This is a genomic window from Bifidobacterium imperatoris (genome assembly GCF_002860405.1).
GTDB lineage: Bacteria > Actinomycetota > Actinomycetes > Actinomycetales > Bifidobacteriaceae > Bifidobacterium > Bifidobacterium imperatoris.
Map to the genome: position 1 here is coordinate 1 of NZ_NMWV01000015.1, position 26,156 is coordinate 26,156.

The 26,156-nt window shown below is 55.8% G+C and carries 15 protein-coding genes, 1 tRNA gene and 2 pseudogenes; 5 read left to right on the forward strand and 13 right to left on the reverse strand.

Features of this window, described 5'->3' with window-relative positions:
- Positions 1–419 (reverse strand): annotated as a pseudogene (locus Tam1G_RS06075) (integrase catalytic domain-containing protein); the annotation flags it as partial.
- 196 nt (positions 420–615) lie between these two features.
- Here Tam1G_RS06075 and Tam1G_RS06080 point away from each other — a divergent pair.
- Positions 616–1,824, forward strand: a complete 1,209-nt coding sequence (locus Tam1G_RS06080; RefSeq protein ID WP_101625818.1) for an ATP-binding protein — start codon at positions 616–618, stop codon at positions 1,822–1,824.
- 22 nt (positions 1,825–1,846) lie between these two features.
- On the opposite strand, the gene Tam1G_RS06085 is transcribed toward Tam1G_RS06080, so the two are convergent.
- The 4 genes from Tam1G_RS06085 to Tam1G_RS12100 form a co-directional block, all read right to left on the reverse strand.
- Complete coding sequence (locus Tam1G_RS06085; RefSeq protein ID WP_101625819.1) at positions 1,847–2,842, reverse strand: NAD(P)/FAD-dependent oxidoreductase; 996 nt, start codon at positions 2,840–2,842, stop codon at positions 1,847–1,849.
- Positions 2,843–2,984: 142 nt separating this feature from the next.
- A complete protein-coding gene (locus Tam1G_RS06090) occupies positions 2,985–6,956 on the reverse strand; it encodes a murein biosynthesis integral membrane protein MurJ (protein WP_101625820.1) in 3,972 nt (1,323 codons plus the stop codon).
- A complete protein-coding gene (locus Tam1G_RS06095; RefSeq protein WP_101625821.1) occupies positions 6,953–9,190 on the reverse strand; it encodes a DUF6049 family protein in 2,238 nt (745 codons plus the stop codon). The genes Tam1G_RS06090 and Tam1G_RS06095 overlap by 4 nt, the downstream gene beginning before the upstream one ends.
- An 80-nt stretch (positions 9,191–9,270) precedes the next feature.
- Complete coding sequence (locus Tam1G_RS12100; protein ID WP_479855844.1) at positions 9,271–10,401, reverse strand: NUDIX hydrolase; 1,131 nt, start codon at positions 10,399–10,401, stop codon at positions 9,271–9,273.
- Positions 10,402–10,677: 276 nt separating this feature from the next.
- On the opposite strand from Tam1G_RS12100, the gene Tam1G_RS06105 reads away from it, so the two are divergent.
- Positions 10,678–12,096 carry a CCA tRNA nucleotidyltransferase gene (locus tag Tam1G_RS06105; RefSeq protein WP_101625822.1) on the forward strand — a complete coding sequence of 473 codons (1,419 nt, stop codon included), beginning with the start codon at positions 10,678–10,680 and terminating at the stop codon, positions 12,094–12,096.
- Between the two features lie 59 nt (positions 12,097–12,155).
- On the opposite strand, the gene Tam1G_RS06110 is transcribed toward Tam1G_RS06105, so the two are convergent.
- From Tam1G_RS06110 to Tam1G_RS06140, 7 genes are all read right to left on the reverse strand, one after another.
- Positions 12,156–12,785 (reverse strand): LytR C-terminal domain-containing protein, encoded by a 630-nt coding sequence (locus Tam1G_RS06110; RefSeq protein WP_101625823.1) that lies wholly within the window; start codon positions 12,783–12,785, stop codon positions 12,156–12,158.
- Between the two features lie 45 nt (positions 12,786–12,830).
- Entirely contained in the window at positions 12,831–13,769 is a 939-nt protein-coding gene (locus Tam1G_RS06115; protein ID WP_242689715.1) for a 4-(cytidine 5'-diphospho)-2-C-methyl-D-erythritol kinase, read from the reverse strand.
- Positions 13,769–14,674, reverse strand: a complete 906-nt coding sequence (rsmA, locus tag Tam1G_RS06120; RefSeq protein WP_101625825.1) for a 16S rRNA (adenine(1518)-N(6)/adenine(1519)-N(6))-dimethyltransferase RsmA — start codon at positions 14,672–14,674, stop codon at positions 13,769–13,771. Before rsmA ends, Tam1G_RS06115 begins: the two co-directional genes overlap by 1 nt.
- An 18-nt stretch (positions 14,675–14,692) precedes the next feature.
- The gene (locus tag Tam1G_RS06125) at positions 14,693–16,183 is read right to left on the reverse strand and encodes an aggregation-promoting factor C-terminal-like domain-containing protein (RefSeq protein ID WP_101625826.1); all 1,491 of its coding nucleotides are present in this window, start codon (positions 16,181–16,183) and stop codon (positions 14,693–14,695) included.
- A gap of 310 nt (positions 16,184–16,493) precedes the next feature.
- A tRNA-Thr gene (locus tag Tam1G_RS06130) sits at positions 16,494–16,567 on the reverse strand.
- 205 nt (positions 16,568–16,772) lie between these two features.
- Positions 16,773–17,732, reverse strand: a complete 960-nt coding sequence (locus tag Tam1G_RS06135) for a DsbA family protein (RefSeq protein ID WP_101625827.1) — start codon at positions 17,730–17,732, stop codon at positions 16,773–16,775.
- Positions 17,733–17,920: 188 nt separating this feature from the next.
- The gene (locus Tam1G_RS06140) at positions 17,921–20,125 is read right to left on the reverse strand and encodes a serine/threonine-protein kinase (protein ID WP_101625828.1); all 2,205 of its coding nucleotides are present in this window, start codon (positions 20,123–20,125) and stop codon (positions 17,921–17,923) included.
- Between the two features lie 379 nt (positions 20,126–20,504).
- On the opposite strand from Tam1G_RS06140, the gene Tam1G_RS06145 reads away from it, so the two are divergent.
- From Tam1G_RS06145 to Tam1G_RS06155, 3 genes are all read left to right on the forward strand, one after another.
- Positions 20,505–23,417 (forward strand): glycoside hydrolase family 3 N-terminal domain-containing protein, encoded by a 2,913-nt coding sequence (locus tag Tam1G_RS06145; RefSeq protein ID WP_101625829.1) that lies wholly within the window; start codon positions 20,505–20,507, stop codon positions 23,415–23,417.
- A 137-nt stretch (positions 23,418–23,554) separates the two neighbouring features.
- Entirely contained in the window at positions 23,555–24,289 is a 735-nt protein-coding gene (locus tag Tam1G_RS06150) for a LytR/AlgR family response regulator transcription factor (RefSeq protein WP_165781924.1), read from the forward strand.
- 1 nt (position 24,290) lies between these two features.
- Positions 24,291–25,583, forward strand: coding sequence for an ATP-binding protein (locus Tam1G_RS06155; protein ID WP_101625831.1), 1,293 nt, complete (start codon positions 24,291–24,293; stop codon positions 25,581–25,583).
- A 350-nt stretch (positions 25,584–25,933) separates the two neighbouring features.
- Here the strand turns inward: Tam1G_RS06155 and Tam1G_RS06160 are convergent.
- Positions 25,934–26,156: pseudogene (locus tag Tam1G_RS06160) on the reverse strand (integrase catalytic domain-containing protein); the annotation flags it as partial.

A 26,156-nucleotide genomic window follows, 5' to 3' on the forward strand; every position in this document is an offset into this window, starting at 1 on the left:
GCCGCGTCGCGCGTCTTTTTGAGGTACCGGTCCATCGTGGCCGCGCCCATCCGCTCCAGCTCGCGGAACGCGAAACCGTCCCAGTCGGCGAGCTCGCCGTGCGCGCGCAGCATGGGCATCCACAGGGGCAGCATCGCCTTGAGGTACTTCGCGCACGGCGCATCCATCATCAGCCACACCTGGACCAGCAGCTCGCGCGACTGCTCCGAATACCGCTTCGGCCGCTCCGCGGGCGACATCGACGGCCTGCCGCGCCCGGCTTCCGTGAGTCTGCGTCTCGCGGTGCTCCTGCCGATTCCCAGCACGGAGCACATCTCATCGAGGATGCGTCCCTTGTCCTTCTTCGACGCCTTCATGTATTCATCCCTGAATCTCAGGGTGACCTGCCGCTTCGTCGCCATGCTGATCCTGTCTTCCATAAGACAAGCCAAACAGGACCGATACCGTTCGCGCTCATTCCCGATGAGGCACCACCACACCCTACGCGCTCAAAAAACGTGAGGCACGTCGCCGGTCAATTATATATGAGAATCGATTATAATCGATTCTCATACGGTTCTTGGTTTGAGAATCAGGTATATCTGATTCTCAAACGTGCTAGGGGAGGAGCTTGCCATGATTGAACGTCCGGGTTACATGGATCAGATTCGGCCGTTCATCGGCAAGAACATCATCAAAGTACTGGTAGGTACACGGCGTTCCGGCAAATCAACATTGCTGCAGCTTATTCGCCAGCAATTGCTTGCCGAAGGTGTCGCCGAGCAGTCCATGCTGCACATCAACTTTGAATCAAGCCAGTATGCGAACATCGCCGATGCCGACGCGCTCACCCAGTATGTCAGCAAGCAGATGGCAAACGTGACCGGCAAGATTCGGATCTTCCTCGATGAAATCCAAGAAGTCGATCATTGGGAAAAAGCCGTGCGCTCCTTCATGGTCGATTACGATGCTGATATTTACCTCACCGGTTCCAATGCGCGCATGCTTTCCAGTGATCTCGCCACCTATATCACCGGCCGGTATGTAGCCATCGACGTGTACCCGTTCTCATTCGCGGAATTCCTTGATGCCTACCGCCAAACCGTAGGCCCCATCGATGCGCGCACGGCGTTCCACAAGTATGTGAATCAGGGCGGTTTCCCATTCCAAACGGATTTGGCATTCAACGAAGCCGCTTCTCTGCGCTACCTCGATGACCTGTTCTCCACGATTTTGTTCAAGGACGTGGTACGCCACGCAGGCATCCGCGATAGTGATGCCTTGGAGCGAGTCGTCCGGTACGTTATCGGCGAGGAAGGGCATCTGATTACTGCCGCCAATATTGCCGCTTACATGAAAAGCGAGCAGCGCAAAGTATCGCCTGAAACTATCGCCAACTATCTCAATGCCGCAAGCAAAGCGTTCCTCATCTACCGTGCGCCCCGCGAGGATTCCATCGGCAAGCGCACATTGAAACTCAACGAGAAATATTACGTGGTCGATCAGGGCTTGCGCCATGCCGTCGGCCTGAACAACGCCAATGCCATCGATCAGGTGCTGGAAGGCATTGTGTACATGGAGTTGAAGCGGCGTGGCTATGACGTGCACGTGGGCAAAGTGGGGGATAAGGAAATAGACTTCATCGCCAGACGTGGTGACACGGTTTTCTACTATCAGGTCACGTACTTGCTTGGTTCGCAGCAAACAGTGGACCGTGAGTTCGGCGTATTCGATGCCGTGCAAGACAACTGGCCGAAGTACGTGCTGAGTATGGATGAATTCCCGCAAACGCACAACGGCATACGCGGCATGAACCTTATCGATTGGCTGCTTGCCAAAGAGTAAACCGTGATTACCGTTATGTGCGCTATTCGCTCAAATATGCCTGCGCATCAAGGGCGGCACGGCAGCCCATGCCGGCGGCGCTGATGGCCTGGCGATAGACGCGATCCACGCAGTCGCCTGCAGCGAAGATTCCCGGGGTGCTGGTGCGCGTGCTGGCACCATCCACGAGAATATACCCATCCTCATCACGATCGGCCACAGAAGCGGCGAAATCAGTGGCAGGTGTGTGGCCGATAGCAACGAACACGGCAGCGGTTTCCAGCTCACTGGTCTCGCCGGTAACCGTATTCTTCAGCGAAACACTGCTCACATTCACCTGTGGCTTGGGTTTAAGACCAATGCCGGGCAGTGAAGCAGGAATAGCAGCCGGTGCAGTTTCCGTGCCATGAATTTCAGTGACCACAGTATTGGTGAGCAAATTGAGCTTCGGATTTTCCTTGGCTCGATCCACCATGATTTGCGAAGCGCGGAACTCATCGCGGCGATGAATCAACGTTACAGAAGAGCCGAAGCGGGTCAGGAACAGTGCCTCCTCGAACGCGGAATCACCACCGCCGACCACCACAATCGGCTTGTTGCGGAAGAAGAAACCATCGCAAGTGGCACAGTAGGAAACACCGTGTCCGGAAAGCTCCACTTCACCGGGAACACCCAGCTTACGGAACTTGGAACCGGTGGCGATAATCACCGCACGAGTTTCCAACACCTCGTCATCGGACAATTCCAAACGATACAGCGGCGCATCATCCGTGCCCACGGAAGCAATAGCAGTCACATCGTCGGCAATGAATTCAGTGCCGAAACGCTTGGCCTGCTCGCGCATGTTGTCCATCAAATCGGGGCCGAGAATACCTTCCGGGAAGCCGGGGAAATTCTCCACCTCAGTGGTGTTCACCAGCTGGCCGCCCGGAGCCAAAGCGCCGGTGATCATCAGCGGATTCAATCCCGCACGGCCCAGGTAAATAGCCGCAGTGTAGCCGGCCGGACCAGAGCCGATAATAACAACGTTGTGTGCCATAGTCTCTCCCCACATAAAAGTCTTCGGTATTCCTAGGTTCACCATCATACGGGTGAGATAGTCAGCTTTTCCGCAATTTCGGCTCAAAGCCACAATGCCCTCCACGAGGGAGGGCATTGTGTGCGTGCAATGGGAGCGCGGGTTAGAAGACTTCTACCTTCTGAATGTAGAGCTGGTTCTGAGGCAGGCTATCCATCGGCACCCACAGCATCAGATCCTGAGTGGTGACCGACTTGCTGAACTTCACTTCAGTGGTACCACCTTCAGCGAAGGTGAAGGAAGCCATCTCCTCGCCCTCAGACGGATTGCCGGTTGTGTTGGCACGAATGTATCCCTTACCACCCGAGCTACGGATGGAGATGATCATGCGAGACACATCATGTGGCTGATCAAGATGCAGCGTGTAGCCATAACCAGACTGTCCACCAGGGTTGGAAACGAAGTTGGCGCTGGAAATGGTGTATGCCGTAGTGTTCACCACGTGCGGCTGTGGTACGGACTTGACCGACCTATCTTCCACAACCTTCTTCACAGTGGACTTCTTCTGAGCCTTAGCGCTGCTCGAAGAAGAGGAAGAGCTGGACTTCTCTGAATCCTGCGTACCGGAATTGGAAGAGTCAGAAGAAGAGTTCGAATTCGAGGACTGCGAGGAATCCGTGGAGTTGGGATCGTCAGCAGAACTGGAATCAGAAGACTTCTGATCGCCGAACGGAACCTCGTTCATGTTCACATCCGGCCAATCGCCGGTGGAAGACTTAGTGGTATCCGTGGCATCGGCCGGGTCCACACCGCTCTTCTGGAATGCGCTCCATGCCCAGAATCCAGCGGCAACCACAACAACAAGTGCCACAATCAGAGCCACTACCTTGGTGGTAAAGCTACCGAACAGGTTCTCGTTAGGCAGATGATCGTCTTCGCCAGTCTTTTTCACAGGCGGATTCTTAGGATCATAGCTCGGCGGAATGGCCGCAACCTCAGCAATACGAGCCTGCTCTTCTTCCAACGCGCGCAATGACTCTTCACCCGGCTGAATCTCACGGCCGCCAGCGTCATAGACCGGAATACGGCTCGTAGTCTCGCCATATCCATCCGTAGAAATCGGAACGGTCGGGTGAGAGTTGCCAGCAAAGGCACCGGCAGCAGGAGCGTTGAAATCATTGAACCAATCGGCCGTATCATCGCCGGAAAGATTCTCAGCATTCCAAGCATCAGAGAACTTGAAATCGAACAGGTGACGGCCAGGCTCCTCCACTGCCGCACCATTCGGACCTGGAACGGCTGCGACAGGGCCGGCCTGAGTAATCGCCAGATCGGGCAGCTGCTTGCTGGTAATCAGCGAAGCAGGAATTTCACCAAGTTCCGCAGCAGTATCAGCCTTATTCAGCAGCATACGAATAATGGAGGGATCGCCAGCAACATTCGGCAAAGCAATCTCAGTATCGCCGAGCTCCTGCAGCGGCTTCCAATCGCCCAGCAGTGCATCCAATTCAGCCAAGGAAGCCATTGGCAGCGTAAGCTCATTGCCGCTGAACAGCTCCAAGCCACGCTTGCAGATAACCTGGAACTCACCAGGGGTATCCTGCGGCAAAGCAGCCAAAGTAAAGGCAGGCTGCTGAGGATTACGCTTCCTGGTCAGCAAGGCATACAGCAGTGCCGCCAGCTGGCGAACGGCATGGCGTTCTGCGCCATCTTCCTCCAGTGATGCGCCGGAAGTATCGGCCAGCAGTGGAGCGAAAGGTGCGCCCGTGATTTCAATGCCGGCGCTGGAAATACGAACCGTATCCGTGGTGAGCACGATGCTTGCGGTAGCGTCTCCGTGCAGCATCGGGCGAATGGCTTCAGACAATTCGCCGATGATCGAGCGCATCGCATTAAAACTCAGCGGGCTGCTGGAATGCAAGCTGATGTATTCAGTCAGCGATTTGCCGCTATCCACCGGCGTGATAACCAGCATGGAATCACCCTGACGGCGGTACTTCTGCACCGGCACAAAATGCTCAGGGCGGGTAGCCGTAATCGTGCCCGCGATTTCGTTAATGGTATTGAGCTGGCGGCGGTCAGTGACCAAATACAGCTGGCAGTCCTTGGCCAGAATACGGTCATTCGCCTTCCAAGCTTCAATGCCGGGTTCCTCACGCAGTGCTGACACCAGTGTGTATCGGTTAAGAATGGTATCGCCCAATTGCGGTTTCATATGCGTGTCCGGCTCCATACGATTGTTACTAATACTGCTTGGGATTGTCTTTGACATTCTATCCGTGGGGCTAGCCTGAGAGAAGTCCTCCTCAGGGGTGATTTCTTGGCCTGTTTCACTAGGTGAAATTCCCTGAGCGTTATCAGGAGTGTCGCTTGGCTGATCATCAGCAGTAGCCTCAGACGCAACCATGTTGCGCCCCAACCCCAATCGCGCCAGCACAGGGCCTGCAATAGCCTTCAATTCCTGCGTGCGCAGCAGCCACAGTACAGCCACATACACCACAGCCAGAACGATGGTGAGCACTACGCAGATGCCCACAGCGGAAAGCCAGCCCATATGACCGCCGCCAGGATTGGCTGCCGGACCATTGGGATCAGGCCTATGGAAGATGCCGCCATCCATATGCTTGGCCGGCTGAATATCAGCCTTGAACAAATCCACTATCGGATTCTTGAGCAAGCGAACTGCAACGCCAGCCACCACTGCGGCAGCCAGCGCCTTGCCATAGGCCACGCCTACCACCTTCAGACCAAGGTGCCCATTGAATTTCTTACGCAGCATCATCAACGTAGGCGGCAAGGCAATAATCGAACCAATCGGTGCGGAACAGGCGATGCCCACCACCCAATACTGCGGCGGCAGCAGTACCATACTGGCCACCATCAGTGCGATGACGCACGCATAGTCGATGAGATTGCACAGGAACGGATGCCAACCATCCTCAAACGCGTAGAACGTGCGTTGAATCAGCAGGAATCCAGAAACCAGCGGAATGCCAAAGCTCAACGGAATCAGCGCATATGAGATCAGCATCGTTTCGTTCATCGATACAGACGGCAGCAACGCGCGAATAATCGGCTCTGGGAACACAATCATTGCCGCAGCGAAGAACATGATGACCAAGCCCACATTGTTCAATGCACTGCTCAGATCATTGCGCGCCTCATCCAAATTATGTTCGGCAATGGAGCGCGAAATCTTCGGGAACATGGCTGTGGATACAGACACCGCAATCAGCGAATACGGCAGGATAAACAGCGTGTAAGCGTTCTGATAAGTGGCGTTACCGGCAATATCGAACAGGCTGGCACCCACCATCTCATGTGCGCGAAGCGGTGCCAGTGTGGCGATACGGGTTTGAATGATGCCGGAAATTTCGGTGATAACCACCACACCCAGTGACCCTAGGGCCACTGGGCCCATCGCCTTCAAACCGAAGCCGGTCAAACCGAACTGCGGGCGGTATTTGAAGCCGAGTCGCATCAGAGGAATGAAAAGAATCAACGCCTGGAAGGCCACGCCCAGCGTCCAAGTGCCTGCGGTAAGCGCAATCTTGCCGCCTGTCCAGAAATCGAGCGGCTGCTCATTGGCTTTGCCGAACAGCAGAATGAACGCGGTGAAGCCAGCGCAGCTGATGACATTCGCACCGGTGGAACTCCACGCATAGGCGGTGAAATGGTCTTTAGCGGCCAAGATCTGGCCCAGTACGGTGTAAAGGCCATAGAAGAAGATCTGCGGCATGCACCATAGCGTGAACGCCGTGGTGAGCGCAATCATCTGAGAATCATTGCCGCCAACGTATAGACGCGTCAGCAGGGGAGACGCGGCACCCATCAGAACCGTAACCGCCAGCAGGATGACGATAGCCAACGTAATCAGGCGATTCAGACGTTCCTGGGCGTCTTTTTCCTTAAGCGTGCGCACAATCTGCGGCACCAGCACGGCATTGAAAATACCGCCGGTCACCAGCGTGAAAATGGCCTGCGGAATCATTGAGCCGGCCTGATAGGCGTTAGCGGCGAGACCGGTGGTGCCCATAGCCGCAGCCAATAGAATCGTACGAATTTGACCGGTCACACGGGAAGCCGCAGTGCCGGAAGCCATGATGAGTGAATTACGGCCTACGGTAGAACTCATTCGTCGGGATCCTTCTTACGGTTGAACTGGCGCCACAATCCCACCACGCCCAGCAGCACGGCGAAACCGATAATGACGAAGCCGCTGGCGTCGCTGATACGCAGCACGCTGGTTATCGCAGTGTCCTGCGTGTTGCCGAACGCGTTGCCGTGGCGGTCGGCCAGCGAGATATGCGCGGTAGTGGAGCCGGAAGTCGAGACACGAATGGTGAATGCCACTTGGGCTTCACTGTGAGCGGGAATCACAATGGTGTTGGATCGTGACGTGACGATCTGCATGGAATCAGTAATTGAATTGACCTGCACATTAACTGCATACGGCAGATTATTGCTCACGGTTACCGGCATTTTGGCTGATTCACTGAATACGGAAATTGATTCGGAAGGCGTGATGCTCACGCTGTTCAGCAGCGTATTCGCCATGTTCTGTGCGGCATCCGCCATACGCTGATGGCTTTCGGTTGGCTCGGAGCCGGTGAGGGCGCGCAGGGCCATGCTGTCATGGAGGGCAAGCAGGTCGCTGATCCACTGCTTGGGATTATTGCTATGGCTTGCGGTGGAATCCGCGTCACGACGGGCCAGAGCCTGAGTGTCCAACGTATCGATATCGCTGGAATTCACACTGTTCTTAAGAATCGAACTGGCCAAGCGCGTCATGTTCTGCCTGCTGCCGGCAAGCTGGTTCAGAATCGACTGCGTTGCCGAGGTATCAGGTGCGTCCGCATTCTGATTGACCGAATCATTCACCTGATATGGATCCATGCTGGCCATCGTGTTCAAATCGGTGAGATTGAGCCAAGATGCCTGTTCGAGCGCGCTCATCACCTGATTGATCCAATCTGCCGAACTCGAACGGGTGAACGTCATCAACAGGTTGCGCGTGGTATACGGCTGTTCCATTTGGTAGAAGGCACTTTGGGCGAGCAGACGGGCTAGGCGACCGGCATCACTGGTTTCAGCAGTGGCTTCCTTGCTGGTGGCATGACCATGCGCCAACGTGCCTAATTCAGACTGCTCCTTGAGCACGGTCACATCGCCGGCTGACGTGTTGACCGTATACGTGCCAGTGTGCACGGTATCAGTCTGTTCGGCATCAAACGAGGAACCGGCAATAACCGTGGTATAGCCTTGCGCACGAGCTTTGGTGAGCGCATCCAACGTCCAATCGGCCGAACCCTGCCAAGCATAGGCATTCGGCGTATCCGTGGTTTTAGTGGCCACTGCATACAGCGTCTGTGTACTCTTCGCGGTCCACTGAGCATCCGAAACACCGGCACTGGTATACGCCGAAGCATTATTGACTGCAGCATATGCGGTGATATCAAAATCCGCTGGCTGCATCACACCGGCCACAGTCGGCTTGCTACCCGATTCCTGCAAATACAGCGGATCGGCCACGACCTGCAGCTTAGGATGCTTGGCCACAGCCTGTTCCACTGCCTTGGTCTGCGCAATGCTCTGCGTGCTCAGCAGCAACGGTTCGGTGCTGTTCGTGTTGCCGGAAGAATCCGCATCATCGGAAGCATCATCATTATCAGTGTCGTTGTCGGATGAGGAACCGTTACTGTTGGCGGTTTCCTTCGACTGACTACCGGATGCCTGCGCAGCCGACGAGGACGATGACGTATCATTTTCCTCAATTAGATCGGTGATTGCCGTCTCATTGGTTTGCCAGTCGCTAGACGTTAACGGCATGGCCACAGTAAGACCCATAGCCGGCGTTTGCGCGGTATTAAGCCCGTCTGCAGAGCGGGTCAGGAAGCTGTGCAATTCCTCATGCGTATCGCCTGCCGCATAGTACAGGTTGAGCGGCTTGGGTCCCCAGCTGCGCATCGATGCCAGCGTCTGCTGGTCTGCCGTCACATCAATGGCCACGGTTGCCGTACTGCCTGCGGTAATTGCCGGCACATTTACGGTTGCGAGATTGTTTGGCGTGGGAATATTGGTACCGTTCTCCGCCCATGCCTGCATGTCGGAGCGCGACGCAAAGGTGAACAACGCATTGGTGTTGACGGTAAGCGAGCCGGCAGGCAGGTCAGCGTCGCTGCGATTGGCCACCACAATCTGCATGTGGAAACCAGAGGAAGCGGTGACGATAGGCGTGCTCTGCGCGATGGTCAACGTTTCCGTTGGCTGGTTTTGCGCGGATGAGGCTTCGGATGTTGTCTGACTATCCGTTGCGCCATTCGTTGTGGTTGTTGTGGTATCCGCCCATGCGGTCGGTGCAAACAGCATCGCTCCAGCCACCAAAGCTGCAGCGACGGCATGTGCAAAACGCCCGCCATGATGCGGGCGGTGTTGGATTGCGGGTAGGGTCACTCGTTTGCCTGCCTGTTCTTCTTCCTGGCGTACAGCCACGCGATTTTGCGTTCGTTCGGGTAGCTCAGTACATCATCCAAATCATCAAAACGCACCCAAATAGCGTCCTCGGCCTCATGATCCGGGTCGCCTTCCACGGTCAGTTCGCCGCCAGTCTGGCGCAATGCAAAATGATGCACCAGCTTATGCACACGCTGTGTGGTTCCGGTGAACCAGTAGTCAATAGTGGCGATGGAATCAATCACCTCACCCAAGATGCCGGTCTCCTCATGCACCTCGCGTACAGCCGTCTGCTGCGGTGTCTCGCCCTTTTCGATATGTCCCTTAGGCAAGCACCATTCCAGATGCCCGGAACGCGAATGGCGGGCGATAATAGCCACGCGGTTCTGATTGTCGAAAATCAGACCACCAGCCGAATATTCGCGTACCACGGGCAATTCCTGAGCATCCAATGAGGCGAACGTAGTCGGTCCATCGGAGGTGCGCTTCTGCGGCATCATGGCCGGGGTCGGGCCGGTTGGAACAGTCGGTGCGACTGCTGGCGCTGCAGTGGATTGTGCTGTGGTTTGCTTGGCGGATTGTGCAGCGTTCGACACAGCGCGCAGCACATCCGCAGGCGTCGGTATGACGGGTGCGGTGGCTGCTTCTGGCACAGTTGGCTCAGGCGCAGTCGGCGAAACAGGTGAGTCCGTTGACGGTGTTGCTGCAGGTTCTGCATCTGACTGGGCAGTTGGAGCGGTGAAATGCAAGGTTGCGGCTGCAATAGCGCGCATGGCCGCTGCGGCAGACAATGGTGCCTTGGTATGCTCAGCACTCTCAGCATCTGCTGTAACAGAAGCGCTCGGGCCATCCGCAACAGTGTGTGCGGCATCCTGATTGCCTGCCGAATCCACTGAAATAAAGGATTCTGATGCGTTCTGAGGAGCTTCAGTGGTGGGTGAACCAGTGAACTTCCGTCCGAACACCGTGGCCGGTGTAGGAGCGGCAGTCTCAATTGGTGGAGCTGGCGCAGCCGATGCTGCAATGGCGATGCTGGCCATCGTTTCCGCTCCAGCTTCGGCGGCTATGCCATCGGTTTGCCCTGCGATGGTTTCGTTCGGCGTGGCGATGGTCACCGTGGCTTTCATGCCGAACACGGTGGCCGGAGTTGGCGCAACGGGCTGCTGCTCATCGTTGCTCACAGCCGGGCTAGAATCCTCCAAATCCGCAGAATTCTGCGGTGTTTGCGAGGTATAGAGCAGCTGATCTTGGGTATGGTTGCCCGCGGCATTGGGTGTTTGCCCAAGCATGTGGGCAAGGTCGGCGGGCGTAATCATGCTTTCCACCTTACTCAATCCCGTGTGCAGGTGGGGTAACGGTATGCTAGGAGGGCAGAAAAACGTCCACATAGGGGAAGGTGCCCATTGGATTTCGAAGTGTGGCCCGAGGCGATTGAACTTGGCCGACTGTTCAAAGAACAAGGCTATGAGCTGGCACTGGTCGGCGGTCCGGTCAGAGACCTGTTGCTGCATAGGCCTAGCCATGACCTCGACTTCTGCTCATCCGCCAGACCCGAGCAATTCGAGCCAATTCTGCGCCGTTGGGGGCACGATGGCTTCTGGGATATGGGCCGAAAATTCGGCACGCTGGGTGCCATGCGCCGACGCGCCGACGGCACCGAAGTGAAGGTAGAGGTCACTACGTACCGCTCGGACACGTATGACCCGGAATCACGTAAGCCGGAGGTCAATTATGGCGACACGCTCGAAGGTGATCTGTCTCGTCGAGATTTCACCGTCAACGCGATGGCATTGCGCGTGCCGGACTTGGAATTCGTGGACCCATTCGGTGGCGCCAGCGATTTGGCGAAGGGTGTGTTGCGCACGCCGGTCGATCCGCGTCAGTCATTTGATGATGATCCGCTGCGTATGATGCGCGCGGTGCGATTCGTGGCTCAGCTTGGCTTCAGTATTGCTCCTGATGCCGCCGAAGCGATTACTTCGATGCGCGATCGTATTGAGATTGTGTCCGCAGAACGTGTGCGTGATGAACTGACAAAGTTGCTGCTTTCGGATCGTCCGCGTGCAGGACTTGAGGCTCTGGTGGACTCTGGTTTGGCGGACATTGTATTCCCGGAGATTCCGGCACTGCAGTTGCAGATTGATGAACACCACCGCCATAAGGATGTGTTTGAGCACACGATGATGGTGCTGGAGCGTGCGATTGCACTGGAAACCGGTCCAGACGGTCCAGTTCCTGCTCCTGATTTGACGCTGCGTCTTGCTGCCGTGATGCATGACATTGGTAAGCCGAAGACCCGCCGATTCGAGCCGGGTGGCAAGGTGAGCTTCCACCACCATGACGCGGTGGGTGCCAAAATGACTCGCAAGCGGTTGAAGGCGCTACGTTTCGATCATCATCTGGTGGAAGACGTGTCCGAACTGGTGAACCTGCATTTGCGCTTCCATGGGTATGTGGATGAGCCGTGGACTGATTCCGCGGTCCGCCGCTATGTGAAGGATTCCGGCCACCTGTATGAGCGTCTGAACCGTCTTACGCGTGCCGATGCCACTACGCAAAACAAGCGTAAGGCAGCGATTTTCGCTCATGCGATGGATGAGATGGAAGAACGCGTCCGCGAGCTCAAGAAGAAGGAAGACTTCGACGCGATTCGCCCGGACGTGGACGGCAATGAAATCATGGCCCTACTCGGTCTTGAACCTGGCCCGATGATTGGCCGCGCGTATAAGCACATGCTTGACTACCGCTTGGATAACGGCCCAGTGAAGCATGATGTAGCCGTGGCCGAGCTCAAACGCTGGTACGCGGAAATACAGCAGTAAACGAAGAGGCAGCCGATTGGCTGCCTCTTCGTTAAGCAATACCAGCGGTACTGGTTGTTTTACTGTGCCGGGTACGCGTCGTGCTTGGTATCGGCCGGAAGGTTGGTCATCTTATCGGCGGCCTGGCAGCCTTCGATATTGGTGATTTCCTTGCCTTCCTGCGGAGACTGCTTTTCGTCCTTCAAATCATTGAAGGTGGCACCGAGCACCACATCAATCAGCTGATCTTCACGAGCGTTCATAATCATTGTGGCATCAGTGAAGTTGCCAGCTACCGTGTAAGCCTGGTTAATGGCATTCTTACCGAAGTAAATCGTCGTGCGTTCCACGCTGGTGGAAGAGAAGTTGCCGGCCTGCTGCATAGCAAAACCGCGAACACCCAAGGCGCTACTCACAGCGGCAGCGAACTGGGAGTGAGAAGTACCGTTCAGCACGCGGATACCGATGGACGTGTTAGACACGTACTTGGCTTTGCCATCGTCACCCTTCACGGCACACGGGGCAGGATTACCGTAATTCGGTTCTGCCAACGGCGTGGAGACAAGACCCAAGCCGCCAACGTGGAAATTGAAGAGCAGTGAGATAACCAGTGCAACCGCCATCACTGCGCCACTGATGGTAAATACGACGGTCTGGCGGCGGCGTACATATCGTTTACGGGCCTGACGTTCGTCAATCTGTTGCGGCATCGTTTAACTTCCTTCACTCACAAGTGGCTTGTTGCTACCTTAGCGTCACTGGGTGACGCCGATTATTGGGGTTACTGGGGCTTGAGCCCGGATAATGCGGTCAGCGGCGTCGTGCATGACCCACGTATCGATAACACGCTGTGCTGTAGTGCTATCCGGTACAAACGCCACAACCGAGGGCCCTGACCCGGAAACAAACGCATGGCGTGCTCCGGCCTGCAATGCGGCTTCAATAGCCTGCCCACTGCGTGGATGCAAACTGATGGCTGCGGCTTGCAGATGATTGCGATCACCCGAGCCTGCACCCACAACATCAAACGTGTGGTATACCTCTGGAGTGCTTAATTGCGATTGATATGCGCCAATCAACACTTCGCCGGTAAACCCTTGCGCCTGCAATTCGCGTGCTAGCGGGCTATCGTCCAGGATGTCTTCAATCTGTTCGCCGAATCCAGTGCCATGTGCCAAGCCACCGGTAAGGCAGAACGGCATGTCAGCGCCCAGTGTGGCTGCAATAGTGCGCAGCCTCTCCATTGGCCAATTAAGATTCCATAACTGATTAATAGCCAGAATCGCTGCAGCTGCGTCTGCGGATCCTCCGCCCAAACCAGCGCCAACCGGAATACGTTTGGTGATGGTAAGTGCCACATCTGGTTCTCGGCCGGCCTCCTGCGCCATGGCAAATAACGCCAATACCGCATGATTGCGGCGCATGTCACTGCTGGAAGACGCCAAATCCCCAAGATGAGCACCCTCAAGCTCCAGTGAGAAGCCGGTGCCGGGTGCTTTGGCGGTTGCTGTGACCGTGTCGTAGACACCAACCGCGCAATAGATCGTGTCTAAGGCATGACGCCCGCCCCACTCCTCATGAGTTGGGCCTACTTCTAAGGTGAGATTGGTTTTTGCCGGACAATCCACACGGACAGTGTCGGCTAGCTGCGAGGTATGCAGCCGTTCGACGATAGGAGCTGTTGCGATAGTCATCATGCCGCCTCGCCGTGAGCGGTCATTGCGGAAGCCAGTGCAGCGAACTCAGTAATGGTCAACGTTTCACCACGACGAGTCGGGTCAATGCCAGCGGCCTCAAATGCCGCAGCCGGCACGAGATGCTTTAATGCGGCATGCAATGTTTTGCGGCGCTGACCGAATGCGGCATCAATAAGTTGGAACACTCGCTCACGGTCTGGAGCCGCTTCTCCCACAGCAGGGTTGGCGTCATCATTCGCAGCGTAGCGGGTGAACTTCACGAGTGCCGAATCAACATTCGGGGCCGGCCAGAATACATTGCGGCCAATCGTGCCCACGCGCTCGGCAGTGCCATACCAAGCGAGTTTCACGCTCGGAGTGCCATAAATTTTGGAGCCTGGCTTGGCAGCAAGCCTATCGGCCACTTCCTTCTGCACCATAACCAAGAACGAGCCGAGATTATCGAAGCGCTCAAGCAGGGTCAGCAGAATCGGCGTGGCCACGTTATACGGAAGATTGGCTACAAGCGTGAACGATTCATCATTATTGAAATCGGGCACATTGTCCGGCGTAACGGTGAGCGCGTCACGATTGACAACCTTGAGTCGGTCTGCAGCCTCCGGCATGAACTCCGCCACAGTGCTAGGCAAACGCTTAGCCAGCGGAGGATCGATTTCCACAGCGGTCATTGAAGCGCCGGTTTCCAGAATCGCCAAAGTGAGCGATCCCAAGCCTGGGCCGACTTCCATCACATGATCAGTGTTGGTGACTCCGGCTTCGCGCACGATTCGACGAACCGTACCTGGATCAATAACGAAGTTCTGGCCGAACTTTTTAGTAGGACTTACGCCAGCATCGGCAGCAATACGGCGAATATCAGCGGCTCCCAGCAGATGGCCGGTGGCGGTGGTGTTATCAGTCATATCGGTTCCTTGAAATCTTTAATACCAGCCGGTTTGCTCGGAATGTTGCCATGCTGCAGATGGGCTGCCATACCGTTGTGCGATGTACCACAAGCCCCAATCGATTTGCACAGCTCCATCATCACGATAGTTATCGCCGAACGCCGCCATTTTGCTGGCAGGCAGCGACTGCGGAATACCGTAGGCGCCGGACGATGCGTTCTCGGCATACCATTTCCAGCCGGATTCACGATTCCACAGCTTCACGAGCGCATCCCAATCAGCACCAGTCCATCCGCGCTGTGCTGCAGCACCAGCCGCATACGACTGTGCCTGAGCAACGGTCGGATGCCATAGGCGGCCGGACGGGGTGGTGTCAGTCGAACTGTTGTTATTGCTGTTACCAGAGTTGCTGGAATTGTTGTTCCCGCTATTGCTGGAGTTATTCGAATTACTGGAATTATTATTGCTGGAATTGCCGGAATTATTCGAACTATTGTTGCCGGAATTCGAGCTGTTGCCGTTATTGGTATTGCTTCCGGAACTGTTATTCGATGATGAATTATTACTGCCGGAATCATTAGAGCCGGAATCGGCATTAGTATCGGAATCCTTGGAACTATTGGAATTATCAGAGTTCCCGGAATCAGAAGAACTGTCATCAGTCTTCGGCTTAGCCTGACCCACGGCAATAATCTGATCAACAGCCATCTTCGTAATGGTTTCCGACTTTAACGTTTCCGATTCGGCCACACCATCCACATAAGTGACGCTATAAACCTGAGTTTTCTCACCATTCTCACCCTGCTGGCGGATTTCAGTCTGACCTTCATCAAGATTCGGATCAATAATGGTTTGCGTTTCGAACGGGATAGCAACCGTACGAGTTTCCTCGCCGTGGGTAACGCGCTGAACGCGCAAAATAGTCTGATCGCCGTCCTTTTCCACACTGACGCGATCTTCCTTATTTAAAACAATGCCCTTGGAATCGAGAATGGATGCAGCTGGCAGTTTGCCATTGGGAGCCACAGAGCTCTTACCATCGGCAATGACCGTAACCGGTCCGTCTTGATTAATCACCAAGCCACCGGTGAGCTGATTGTAGACATTATCAATGTCCACGGTGATTTTCTTGGCCTGAGCATTGTTCTCTTTGAAGAAGCCAAGCAGCTGATCGGCGCTGGTAGCCACAGTCCAGAATGGTACTGCTGTGCCATCAATATTGATGGTGGTCTGATACGCGGAACGCACGGTAACCACAGAATGGTCTGCAAGGCGATCGCCGGAAGAAGTTTGAACAATATCGTGGGATTTGACATCAATGCCCTGCTCTTCAAGCAGTCGCGTTGCCGTCATTGCATAGGTAGTGACCTGAGTGGTTTTGCCGTTTACGTTTAAAGCCACTGACTTGCGCGCGGTGAACGCAAATGATCCCACCATTGACGCTGTAAGCGCCACAATGCAAGCAATTACGCGGATGCGACGCAGTGTAACAAACCGCTGCGGGGTCCAACGCCGTGCCATGTCCATCTCTTCCTGATTGCGAATAGTTACCGCCCACCATCGTAACGGTTGGGCTGGTTCGGGGTGCTCGGGGCAAAAGCACCGTTACCATACCTGCTCGGATGTGGGCGCGAATAAAAGAAAAAGGGGGCGGGAGAGAAGGGGATGTCCCGCCCCTGGAAGGCGCGGAGCTGGTTGGGGGACGCTCCGCCCTCATTCCAGGAAGCCATAAGTTGGGGGAAGGCTCCTGGAGAACTTACTCAAAGTAAGACTTAGTTATACGCGGGAAGCAACTGCGCATCCCTGTTACCATGATACGCTTTTTTCCCGCGCAACGAGCCTCTTGTCGGGATCGAACCGACGACCTGCCGCTTACAAGGCGGCCGCTCTGGCCATCTGAGCTAAAGAGGCATATTCAAAATGCAACATCAACGATGAACGTTTTGAACAAGTGGCAATCATACCAGCAGTTATGCCAACGCGCTGAATTTGTGTCGGAACGGTTCGAAGCATGCAAATGGGGCTCCCCCTTTCTGACGAATCGTGATGAATTGTCTGAAAAGGGAGAGCCCCATTTGCACGATTACCGGTGAGCGGCTGTACGCGTTTCGCTCACTCAGGCCGTGATGTCAATCGGCTTCTTATTCGCTCCGATAGACGGCAGGCTACCTTCCACGCCGACCTGATCGGACTTCAAGCCCACAGCCTTCAGGAAGCCGTCAACCATGGTGGTGTTCGCCAAAGTAATGTTGTTCAGGCTCCAATAGGTGCCGTTGATGGTCAGCGTGGGGGAGGAGAAGGCACCAGAGCTGGAGAACAGTTCCGGGCGAGCAATCGTGTAATCGTTGGACGCGGAAAGCCATTCCACGTACTCGTTCTTGCCGCTGAACGCAGCCTTGGCCACATCCTCACTTACGCCAGCCTTCACAGCCTGCTTCTCCAGCTTGCTGTTATTGACGGACACGTAGTTGTCCAACTCGCCAGGCTGGAAGTCCTCAGCGTAAATGTTGGACAGGTAGTTCATCAGATGGTTCGGGTCGCTATCGTGCTCGGCGATGTAGATAGCGCCGTTGAACGCACGGTTGGAGTAGTTGTCCGAGCTCTTGTTGTCTTGGAAGTTCAGGAAGTGCAGATCCAGGTTGAGCTGGCCGGCGTTCATCATCTTGACCAGCGTGGGGTCGAGCTGACGGTTCACCGAAGCACAGCCTGGGCACAGCGGCTCCATGTAGATGCCAACAGTGGGCACCTTGGCGGTTTTCTTGCCGTAACCATCCTTGGAAATCAGGAAGCCGCCCTTATCGTTGGCCTTGGCAGGCTGTGTTTCCACCGACTGCATCTTGCTGTAGGCGGTAGCGTTATCCGTGGCGCTGGTGCTGCTCTTAGTGACATTGCGGTAAATCACCACGCCAATCACTGCCACCAGCACTACCACGATGGCCACTACGATAATGCCGATAATGGTCTGCTGTTTACGTTCCTTGGCCGCCTGAGCTGCCTGCGCCTGCAATGCGGCTTCTTCGGCTGCGCGGCGTTCAGCGCGGGTGGCGCGCTTGGCCTGACGCTTGGAATCGACCATAATAATCCCCCTGAAATAACTTGCGGATGCTGGGGCCAATCATAATGACCAGTGCTGAGCAAGACTGTGCTGAGAGCTGATATGAGATGAATTCCATGTGAAAGCCGAGGTCTGCCAGCGATGTTAGCAGCCTGCGCAAGTTCGGCTGCGCAGGATTTAATCCGCCTGATAAGCTTTCACAAGCCCAGTCATACCAACGGAATCCAGCTGATTGGCATACCAAGCAGCGGCAGTGCAGCCAACGCTAGGGTAACGATGAGCCATATGGTGAACATCACAGTACTGCGGTGGCCACGAATCGGAGCTGCCACCGGTTGTGCCGGCTGACCGAATGCGTTGAGACCAATAGCCGCACCCGGCTGTTGCGCTGATAAACCGCGCAAGACGCCGGCTCCCAAGCGCATCATCATGGCTTGCGGGCCAAATACCGTAATCAACCAGCCTACAGCCATAAAACCGCCAAGTGCCAACCCTGAAGAGGAATAAGGCACATCAATCAGCAGCGGTACCGGAACCGACCAGTCAGCGGTGAAACTCCAGATAATAGGAGCCTCGATGGGTAGGGATAATGCCAACGCAGCCACCGCTGTGCCGGCAATATAGATGATGACGAGTAGTGCCAAGCGAGGTAGCGAAAGCAGCAGGCCTTTGATGAGATGCCAGGGGAGCGAAGCCGCGCGAATCCATGCATCGGAACTTTTGCGCTCGCCGCCGCGCCGGCCCTCGCGCTCAAGCTGAGATTCCATGTTATAAGCCAACGTCAGCACCAGCCATAGCAGGATTGCCGCCGCGCCTATGGCAATCAGTGGGAAGCTGGCGGCCAGCAGTGCTAATGGCATGGTCAGCAAGCACAGTGGCAATGTACCGCGCTGCAAGTATGCGCCACGGCGAACATCAGCAGGATTAGGTGCAGCCGGATTCTGCACCAACGCTTCGGTGGGCGCAGCCTGAGCGGTCTGGTCAATCATATGCTGCACAGCAGGGCGCACAGCCGGATTTACAGGCGGCTGGACTGCCGTGGCCTGTGCGTCGTGAGAAGCATATGGCACCGGAGATAGGAAAGACGGGACTGCCGGTGGGAATGAAGGCGCAGCCTCTACCGGGGGTGCTGGAGGCGTCAGTGGAGTAGTTGGTTCCGCGGGCAGCACGGCAGTGCGGTCGGGGAGTGACGTAGTGGCATCAGGAAGAACCTGAGTGCCTGCATCAGCGACGGATGCGGTGTCCGGAAGGATTCGCGTAGCCTGAGCTGAGTCATCCACCTGAGGGAACACAGCGGTTGCCGCATCCTCAGTCTGCAGTGTTCTGGTGCGAATAGCATCGGCGGCGCGCCACAATGTGCGCGGATTACTCTCGTCAGGCTCGTCAGCGTTGGCGCCAAAAGGGGGCATCACCTCGGTTGCCTCAGTGGGAGCGGCCACAATCGCAGTCGGCGCGCCTGCAATAGCTCCAGCTCCAAACGGACTGGCAGGGGCACCCTGCCATGCACTCGGGTTCAGCGCATCGAGCGCAATCGCATGCAGCAGTTCATCCGGCGTGCAACGCTGGGAACGATCAGGATTCAACGCCGAGCGGAAAGCCGCCAACGTGCCGGCCGGCAGACCCGTAAGATTCGCGTTGCCAGCTGCCGCACGCTCAAGCACCGCCATCATCGGCTTAGTGCCAAACACCGGAGAGCCAGTGGCTGCAAAGGCCAGCACCGAAGCCACAGACCACCAGTCAGTCATATCGTCGGCCTCAGCACCATCAATGATTTCCGGGGCAATAAAACCAGGAGTACCCATCACCAAACCGGTACGCGTCACATGGCTTTCACCCTCACCCATTGCAATGCCGAAATCCACCAGCACCGGACCAGTGGCGGACACCATCACATTCGTGGGCTTGATATCACGGTGAATAATGCCGGCAGCATGCACAGCTTTCGTAGCCTCGATGAGCTTACGGGCCAAGCGTTCCAAATCATCGCCAATGTAGCGGCCATTAATGGCCACATCATCCTTAAGATTCTTGCCCTCAATCAGTTCGGTGACGATGAACGCGAGCGTATCGTCCAACTCCATATCCACAATGCCGCAAACGCCCGGGTGATTGACCTTTTTCAATGCCATCGCTTCGCGGCGCAGGCGCTCGCGAGGAGTCACATCTTCTTTGAGATTCGGGTCGTGAAGAGCTGGGTTGCCGGCGTTGGCTCCGGGCGTGCTCGCGTTACCGGGAGCGGAATCATCGGCCAAGGAATCGCGCAGAATTTTCATCGCATACGTTTGGCCGCCGTCATCGCGTACGCGCCACACCGAACCCATAGCGCCAGAGCCCAGACGGTCTATCAACGTGTAGCCGCCTACTACTTCGCCAGATTCCAGATTCAACGCGTTCAAATCGCTCATGCTCCCCATCCTAGCCGCGGGTAGGTGAGAGCAGCGTGATGCTTGGTTTGCTGCGGTGTTGAGTAGTTTGTTGGGCGGGCTGCCATTCACGTACTGAAAACCGCGGTTTGCGTATTTTCGGTGTGTAATTCGAGTGGCGCGTGCTAGCAGATTATGCGCTCGAAATGACAGGATAGGTTGAGCGGCGCTCATGGCAGGGGCGAATCTGCGATTCTAAAGTCATCGGCATCGAGGATGTGTCAGCATAGCAACCCAACGGAGCGAAACGGGCACTTCCCAAACGGCCAACGTGGACAGGGCAGGTCCATAAGGCTGTGGTCCGAATCGATAACGGTATCGAATTCGGGCAAACATGCCGCGCAAAGGTAAGAATCAAGGAGGAGAACCCATGCTGCAGATCAACATGGCCGACGTTATGAACGTCATCGGTTCGCTTACGCCATATCTCATCGCTGTTGGCGTACTGCTGGTGTTGGCCCTGATTATCACGTTCGCCGTCAACAAGAAGACGGTGAAGGCTGTGGCCAACCGCAAGCTTATTCATTCCGAGTCCTGGCTCGTAGCCCTCGTGGGCATCGTTGTGGCGATTTCCATGATGCTGTCCGGCCCGCTCGCCACGCTGCTCAACAACGCCACCATCACCAAGTACATGCTGTCCGACAGCACTGTTTCCGCAGCAAACAAGCTGGCCAAGGAAGTGCAGTCCGAGGCAGTGACCCTGCTGAAGAATGATGATTCCAACCTGCCGCTCGCCAACAAGAAGGTGAACGTGTTCGGTTGGGGTTCCACCAACCCGGTATACGGCGGCACCGGTTCCGGTTCCATGTCCGACCAGTACGAGACCGTTTCTCTGCTCGACGGCATGAAGGAAGCCGGTATCGAAACCAACGCCGACCTGACCAAGCTGTACACCGACTACCGCGCTGATCGCCCGGTGGTGGGCATGTTCCAGCAGGATTGGACCCTGCCTGAAGTGCCGGCAGCCCAGTACTCCGATTCTCTGATTTCCAGCGCCAAGTCCTACTCCGATGAGGCTGTGGTGGTCATCACCCGCGTTGGCGGTGAAGGCGCCGATCTGCCAATGGATATGACCGCTGATGGCATCACCTACACCAATAATTCCAAGGATTACGACGACTTCCAGAAGGGTGAAAGCTTCCTGCAGCTCTCCAAGACCGAGCGCGACATGATCGACTTGGTCACCAAGAACTTCGACAAGGTGACGCTGGTCTACAACGGTGCCAACACCTTCCAGTTCGACTTCCTGGCCAACTATCCGCAGATCAAGTCCGTGGTGTGGTGCCCGCCTGCAGGCCAGACCGGCTTCTCCGCTCTCGGTGAAGTGCTCGCCGGCGATGTGAACCCGTCCGGCAAGACCTCCGACACCTTCCTCAAGGACCTCACCAAGTCCGTCTCCTACAACAACTTCGGCAACTTCGCTTACGACAATGCCGATGATCTGTCCGTCAGCTACACCGGCTTCACCGGCGACGTGACCGTTTCCCCGAACTTTGTGAACTACGTGGAAGGCATCTACGTGGGCTACAAGTTCTACGAGACCGCCGACGACGAAGGCCTGATTAACTACGACGATTACGTTCAGTACCCGTTCGGCTACGGTCTGAGCTACACCACCTTCGATCAGAAGATGGGTGACGTCTCCTACAAGAACGGCAAGGTGTCCTTCGATGTGACCGTGACCAACACCGGCGACAAGGCCGGCAAGGACGTGGTCGAGGCCTACTTCAATCCGCCGTACACCGATGGTGGCATTGAGAAGGCTTCCGTGAACCTGGTCGCTTTCGAGAAGACCAAGGAGCTGAAGCCGGGCGAATCCGAAACCGTCAAGATCGAGTTCGACGATGATGACATGGCCTCCTACGATTCCAAGGATGCTAAGGCCTACGTGCTGGAATCCGGCGACTATGACATCTCTATTCAGTCCGATTCCCACACGGTGATCGATTCCGCCACCGTGAACGTGCCGAAGACCATTACCTACAACACCGAAGACAACACTCACAACGGTGACAAGACCGTGGCCACCAACCAGTTCGACGATGCCTCTGGCGACGTGACCTACCTGTCCCGTGCCGATCACTTCGCCAACTTCGCCGAGGCCACCGCGGCTCCGACCAACTTCTCGATGTCCGACGAGCAAAAGGCCTCCTTCGTCAACAACGACAACTACAACCCGGCTGATCACGACGATTCTTCCGATGAGATGCCGACCACTGGCGCCAAGAACGGCGTGCGACTGGCCGACCTTCACGGCAAGGATTATGACGATCCGCAGTGGGATAAGTTGCTCGACGAACTCACCTTCGACGACATGGACAACCTGATCGCCAACGCTGGCTACGGTTCTCAGGCCGTGACCTCTGTCGGCAAGATTCAGGTCACCGATGCTGACGGCCCTGCATCTCTGAACAACAACTTCACCGGCGTGGGCTCCATCGGCTTCCCGGCCTCCACCGCATTCGCCTGCACCTGGAACAAGGATCTCGCCAAGCAGTTCGGTGAGATGATCGGCCAGATGGCTCACGACATGCATGTGGCTGGCTGGTACGCGCCGGCCATGAACATCCACCGCAACGCTTTCTCCGGACGTACCTTCGAGTACTTCTCCGAAGACGGCCTGCTCTCCGGCGTGATGGCTTCCAACCAGATTGCTGGTGCTCGCGAAAAGGGCGTGTACTCCTTCATGAAGCACTTCGCTCTGAACGACCAGGAAACCAACCGTAACAACATGCTGGCTACCTGGGCCAATGAGCAGTCCATCCGCGAAATCTACCTGAAGCCGTTCGAAATGTCGGTGAAGGAAGGCGGCGCACAGGCTGTGATGAGCGCCTTCAACTACATCGGCACCACCTACGCTGGCGCTTACGCTCCGCTCCAGCAGAACGTGCTGCGCGACGAATGGGGCTTCCGTGGCTTCGTGCTCACCGATTACTTCGGTGGCTACGGCTACCAGAACGCCGACCAGCTCATCCGCAACGGTAACGATGCAATGCTGGCAACCACCAAGATCACCAACCATGTGACCGACAAGTCCGCCACCTCAGTGAAGGCCATGCGTACCGCCGCTCACAACATTCTCTACACTGTGGCCAATGGCTGGCAGTACGCGAATGGTGAGCCCGAGGTGGATACCCCGGCTTGGAGGACCGCCATGTACGTGGTCTGGGGTGTGACCGCAGTCCTCGTGATTGGTCTTGAGGCTCTGACCATCATGAAGTACCTCAAGCGCCGCAAGGCTGTTGCTGTGACCGCAGCCGAAGCTCCGGCTGTCAAGGCCTGAAGGTCAATCAATAACTGAATACTGAAGTGGTCTGTACTTGTATTGCTATAAGTACAGACCACTTTTCGTATAGGTATGTCTCGATACATCAGTGCCCAAAATGCGCTACCGTGACATGCAGATGAAGGGAGATGAGGATGATTCGCATTGCCATCGTCGATGATGACGATACTGATGCTGCGCGCACTACTGCGATGATCGAACGGTACTATGCCGAGCGTATAGATGCCGAAGGCAATGCCGCGCGCGATTCTGCGCCCGTCTACACCATCACCCGCTTTGCAGACGGCGAATCCTTCCTGGACGACTACAAAGCCGAGTTCGACGCCATGTTCCTCGATGTGGAAATGCCTGGCATAGACGGCCTTGAAACCGCCCATCGCCTGCGTGAAATCGATAGTCATGTCGTGCTCGTTTTCACCACCAAAATGGCCCAATATGCGGCCGTCGGCTACGACGTGGATGCCATCGGCTACCTCGTCAAACCACTCGAATACTTCAGCTTCGCGCTCAAAATGCGCAAGGTGGAGGATCTCGTGGCCAAACGCCAAGGCGTCACCATTCCGCTCACCGTAGGTACTGGCACTCAGTACCTCTCCTCGCATGACGTGCGCTATGTAGAAGTACTCGGCCACGAAGTCATCTACCACACCGAGAAAGTCGCCTACAAAGTCTGGTCCAGTCTCAAAGAAGCCGCCGCACTGCTGGAACCCGTGCACTTCGCCGCCGCCAGCCGTTACTGCCTCATCAACCTCGAATGGGTCAAAGCCGTTACCAACGACAGCGTAGTGGTAGACAGTCAAACCCTGCCCGTCTCCCGCTCCAAACGCAAGCCCCTCATGCAGGCGCTCGCCGAGTATTACGGAGGCTGATATGAGTCTGGTCACCATCGAACTCTTCTTCGGCATGCTGGTGTTCTGCGCACAGGTAACCTGGCGCAAACGGTGGTACCTAATATTCGCCGCTGCAGTCGCATTTGCATACGATTGGATGTACTTTCCGCTCATTGGAGCGATTGACAACGACTCTGTTTCCGCGCTTACCATTACCCTCAAATCTCTGTATTATTTTGGCAGCTTTGCGCTGATGGTAATAGCCCTACATTGGTGTGCGTACGTGACTTGGCTGGAATCATTGGTGATTGCGGTAGCTGGATATGCGGTGCAACATTTGTCGTACAACGTGTACGCATTAATGATGAATGTGCTGGATTTTGATCGTTTTGCGCCACACCTGAACTACACCGTGGTGCATATCGTGATGTTCGCGTTGATGTGTCTGGTGATTTACGCGTTTATCGGCCGCCGAGTATCCATTGATGAGCACAAGATTCGCGCCCGATATGGATGGGTGGTGGCATGTGTGGCTGCCATGATGCTCATGGTGGTGTTCAGCATGGTATTTGTGCAACGCAAGCCGATGGAAGTGCAGACAGTAGGTTTCCTCTACGATTCACTATGCATGACACTGATGCTCACGCTGGTGCTGCTCGCTTCCACCAATGATCAACTCCGCAGCGATTTGATTGCAATGCAGCAGGCCGACCGGTTGAAGACACAACATTATGAAATGGCCAAGGAGAACATAGAGCAGATTAATATTCGCTGCCATGACATCCGCAAGCTGGTCGGCTCTCTATATGCTGATGACGGGCGTATACCCACGCCCGAGATGATTCGTGAAGTCGAAAACAATATTCGCATCTATGATTCCATGTTCCATACCGGCAATGATTCGTTGGACGTGCTACTGACGGAAAAAGGGCTGTACTGCTCCCGGCATGGGATTGTTTTCACCTGCATGGCAGATGGGCGCTCGCTGGACTTTATGGAACGCTCAGATCTCTATTCGCTGTTCGGCAACATTCTGGATAATGCGCTGGAAAGCGCACAACAGATTGAGGATGCCGGCAAACGTGTTGTGAATCTGTCCGTTCAGCGCGATGGAGGTCTTCTGGTGATTCACGAGGAGAACTATTACGATGCTGCGCGAGCTCCAATTTTCAAAAACGGTATGCCAGTGACCACCAAATCCGATAAAGCGAATCATGGATTGGGCACGCGCTCGATTGCATGGCAGACGCGTAAATATCATGGCGAGCTCACGATGAAAGCAGCGGATGGCGTGTTCTCCTTGGGAATTGTGATTCCAATCCCCGCTGAGTAAGTATTCGTATACGGCCTGAGCGTTGCATCAGGCTTTTGCTTATGTCGTATATGCCATTCGTGCAATGAGCATGGCTGCTCATGCAATGCTCGCCGTGCACAACTTCCTGTTCTCCTAGTTTGAAAGTGTTCACAGCGCATAGTCTTCCGGCGAAGCAGCCGGTTGGCAATGATTCGCGAAGACGCAAAAAGAACAAAAAGAACAGGAGATCTCATGCTGGATATCAACATGTCCGACGTGATCGCCGTCCTCAAATCGTTGACTCCATATCTTGTGGTGCTCCGAGGTGCCTCATTTGAAAATGAGCGCGTAATCCGGAGTGGTGCCTCACCTGTGGTGAGCGTGAAATCCTAGTCCGCGTCGGCTTGTGGGGTTTCGTCGTCTTCCGGTTCGACGCCCGCGATCCGGGCGAGCGTCTTGTTCAAGTATGCCATGTCCGGGCCCATGCGTCTGGCCAGCCGCGCGGTGCGCGGTGCCGCCAGTGCTTCGAGCCGGTCCTGGATGTCGTGGATGCGGCGGACGAGCTCGGCCGGGTTCACGGTCGCGAGCGTGTGTTCGATCTCCTCGCGCTTG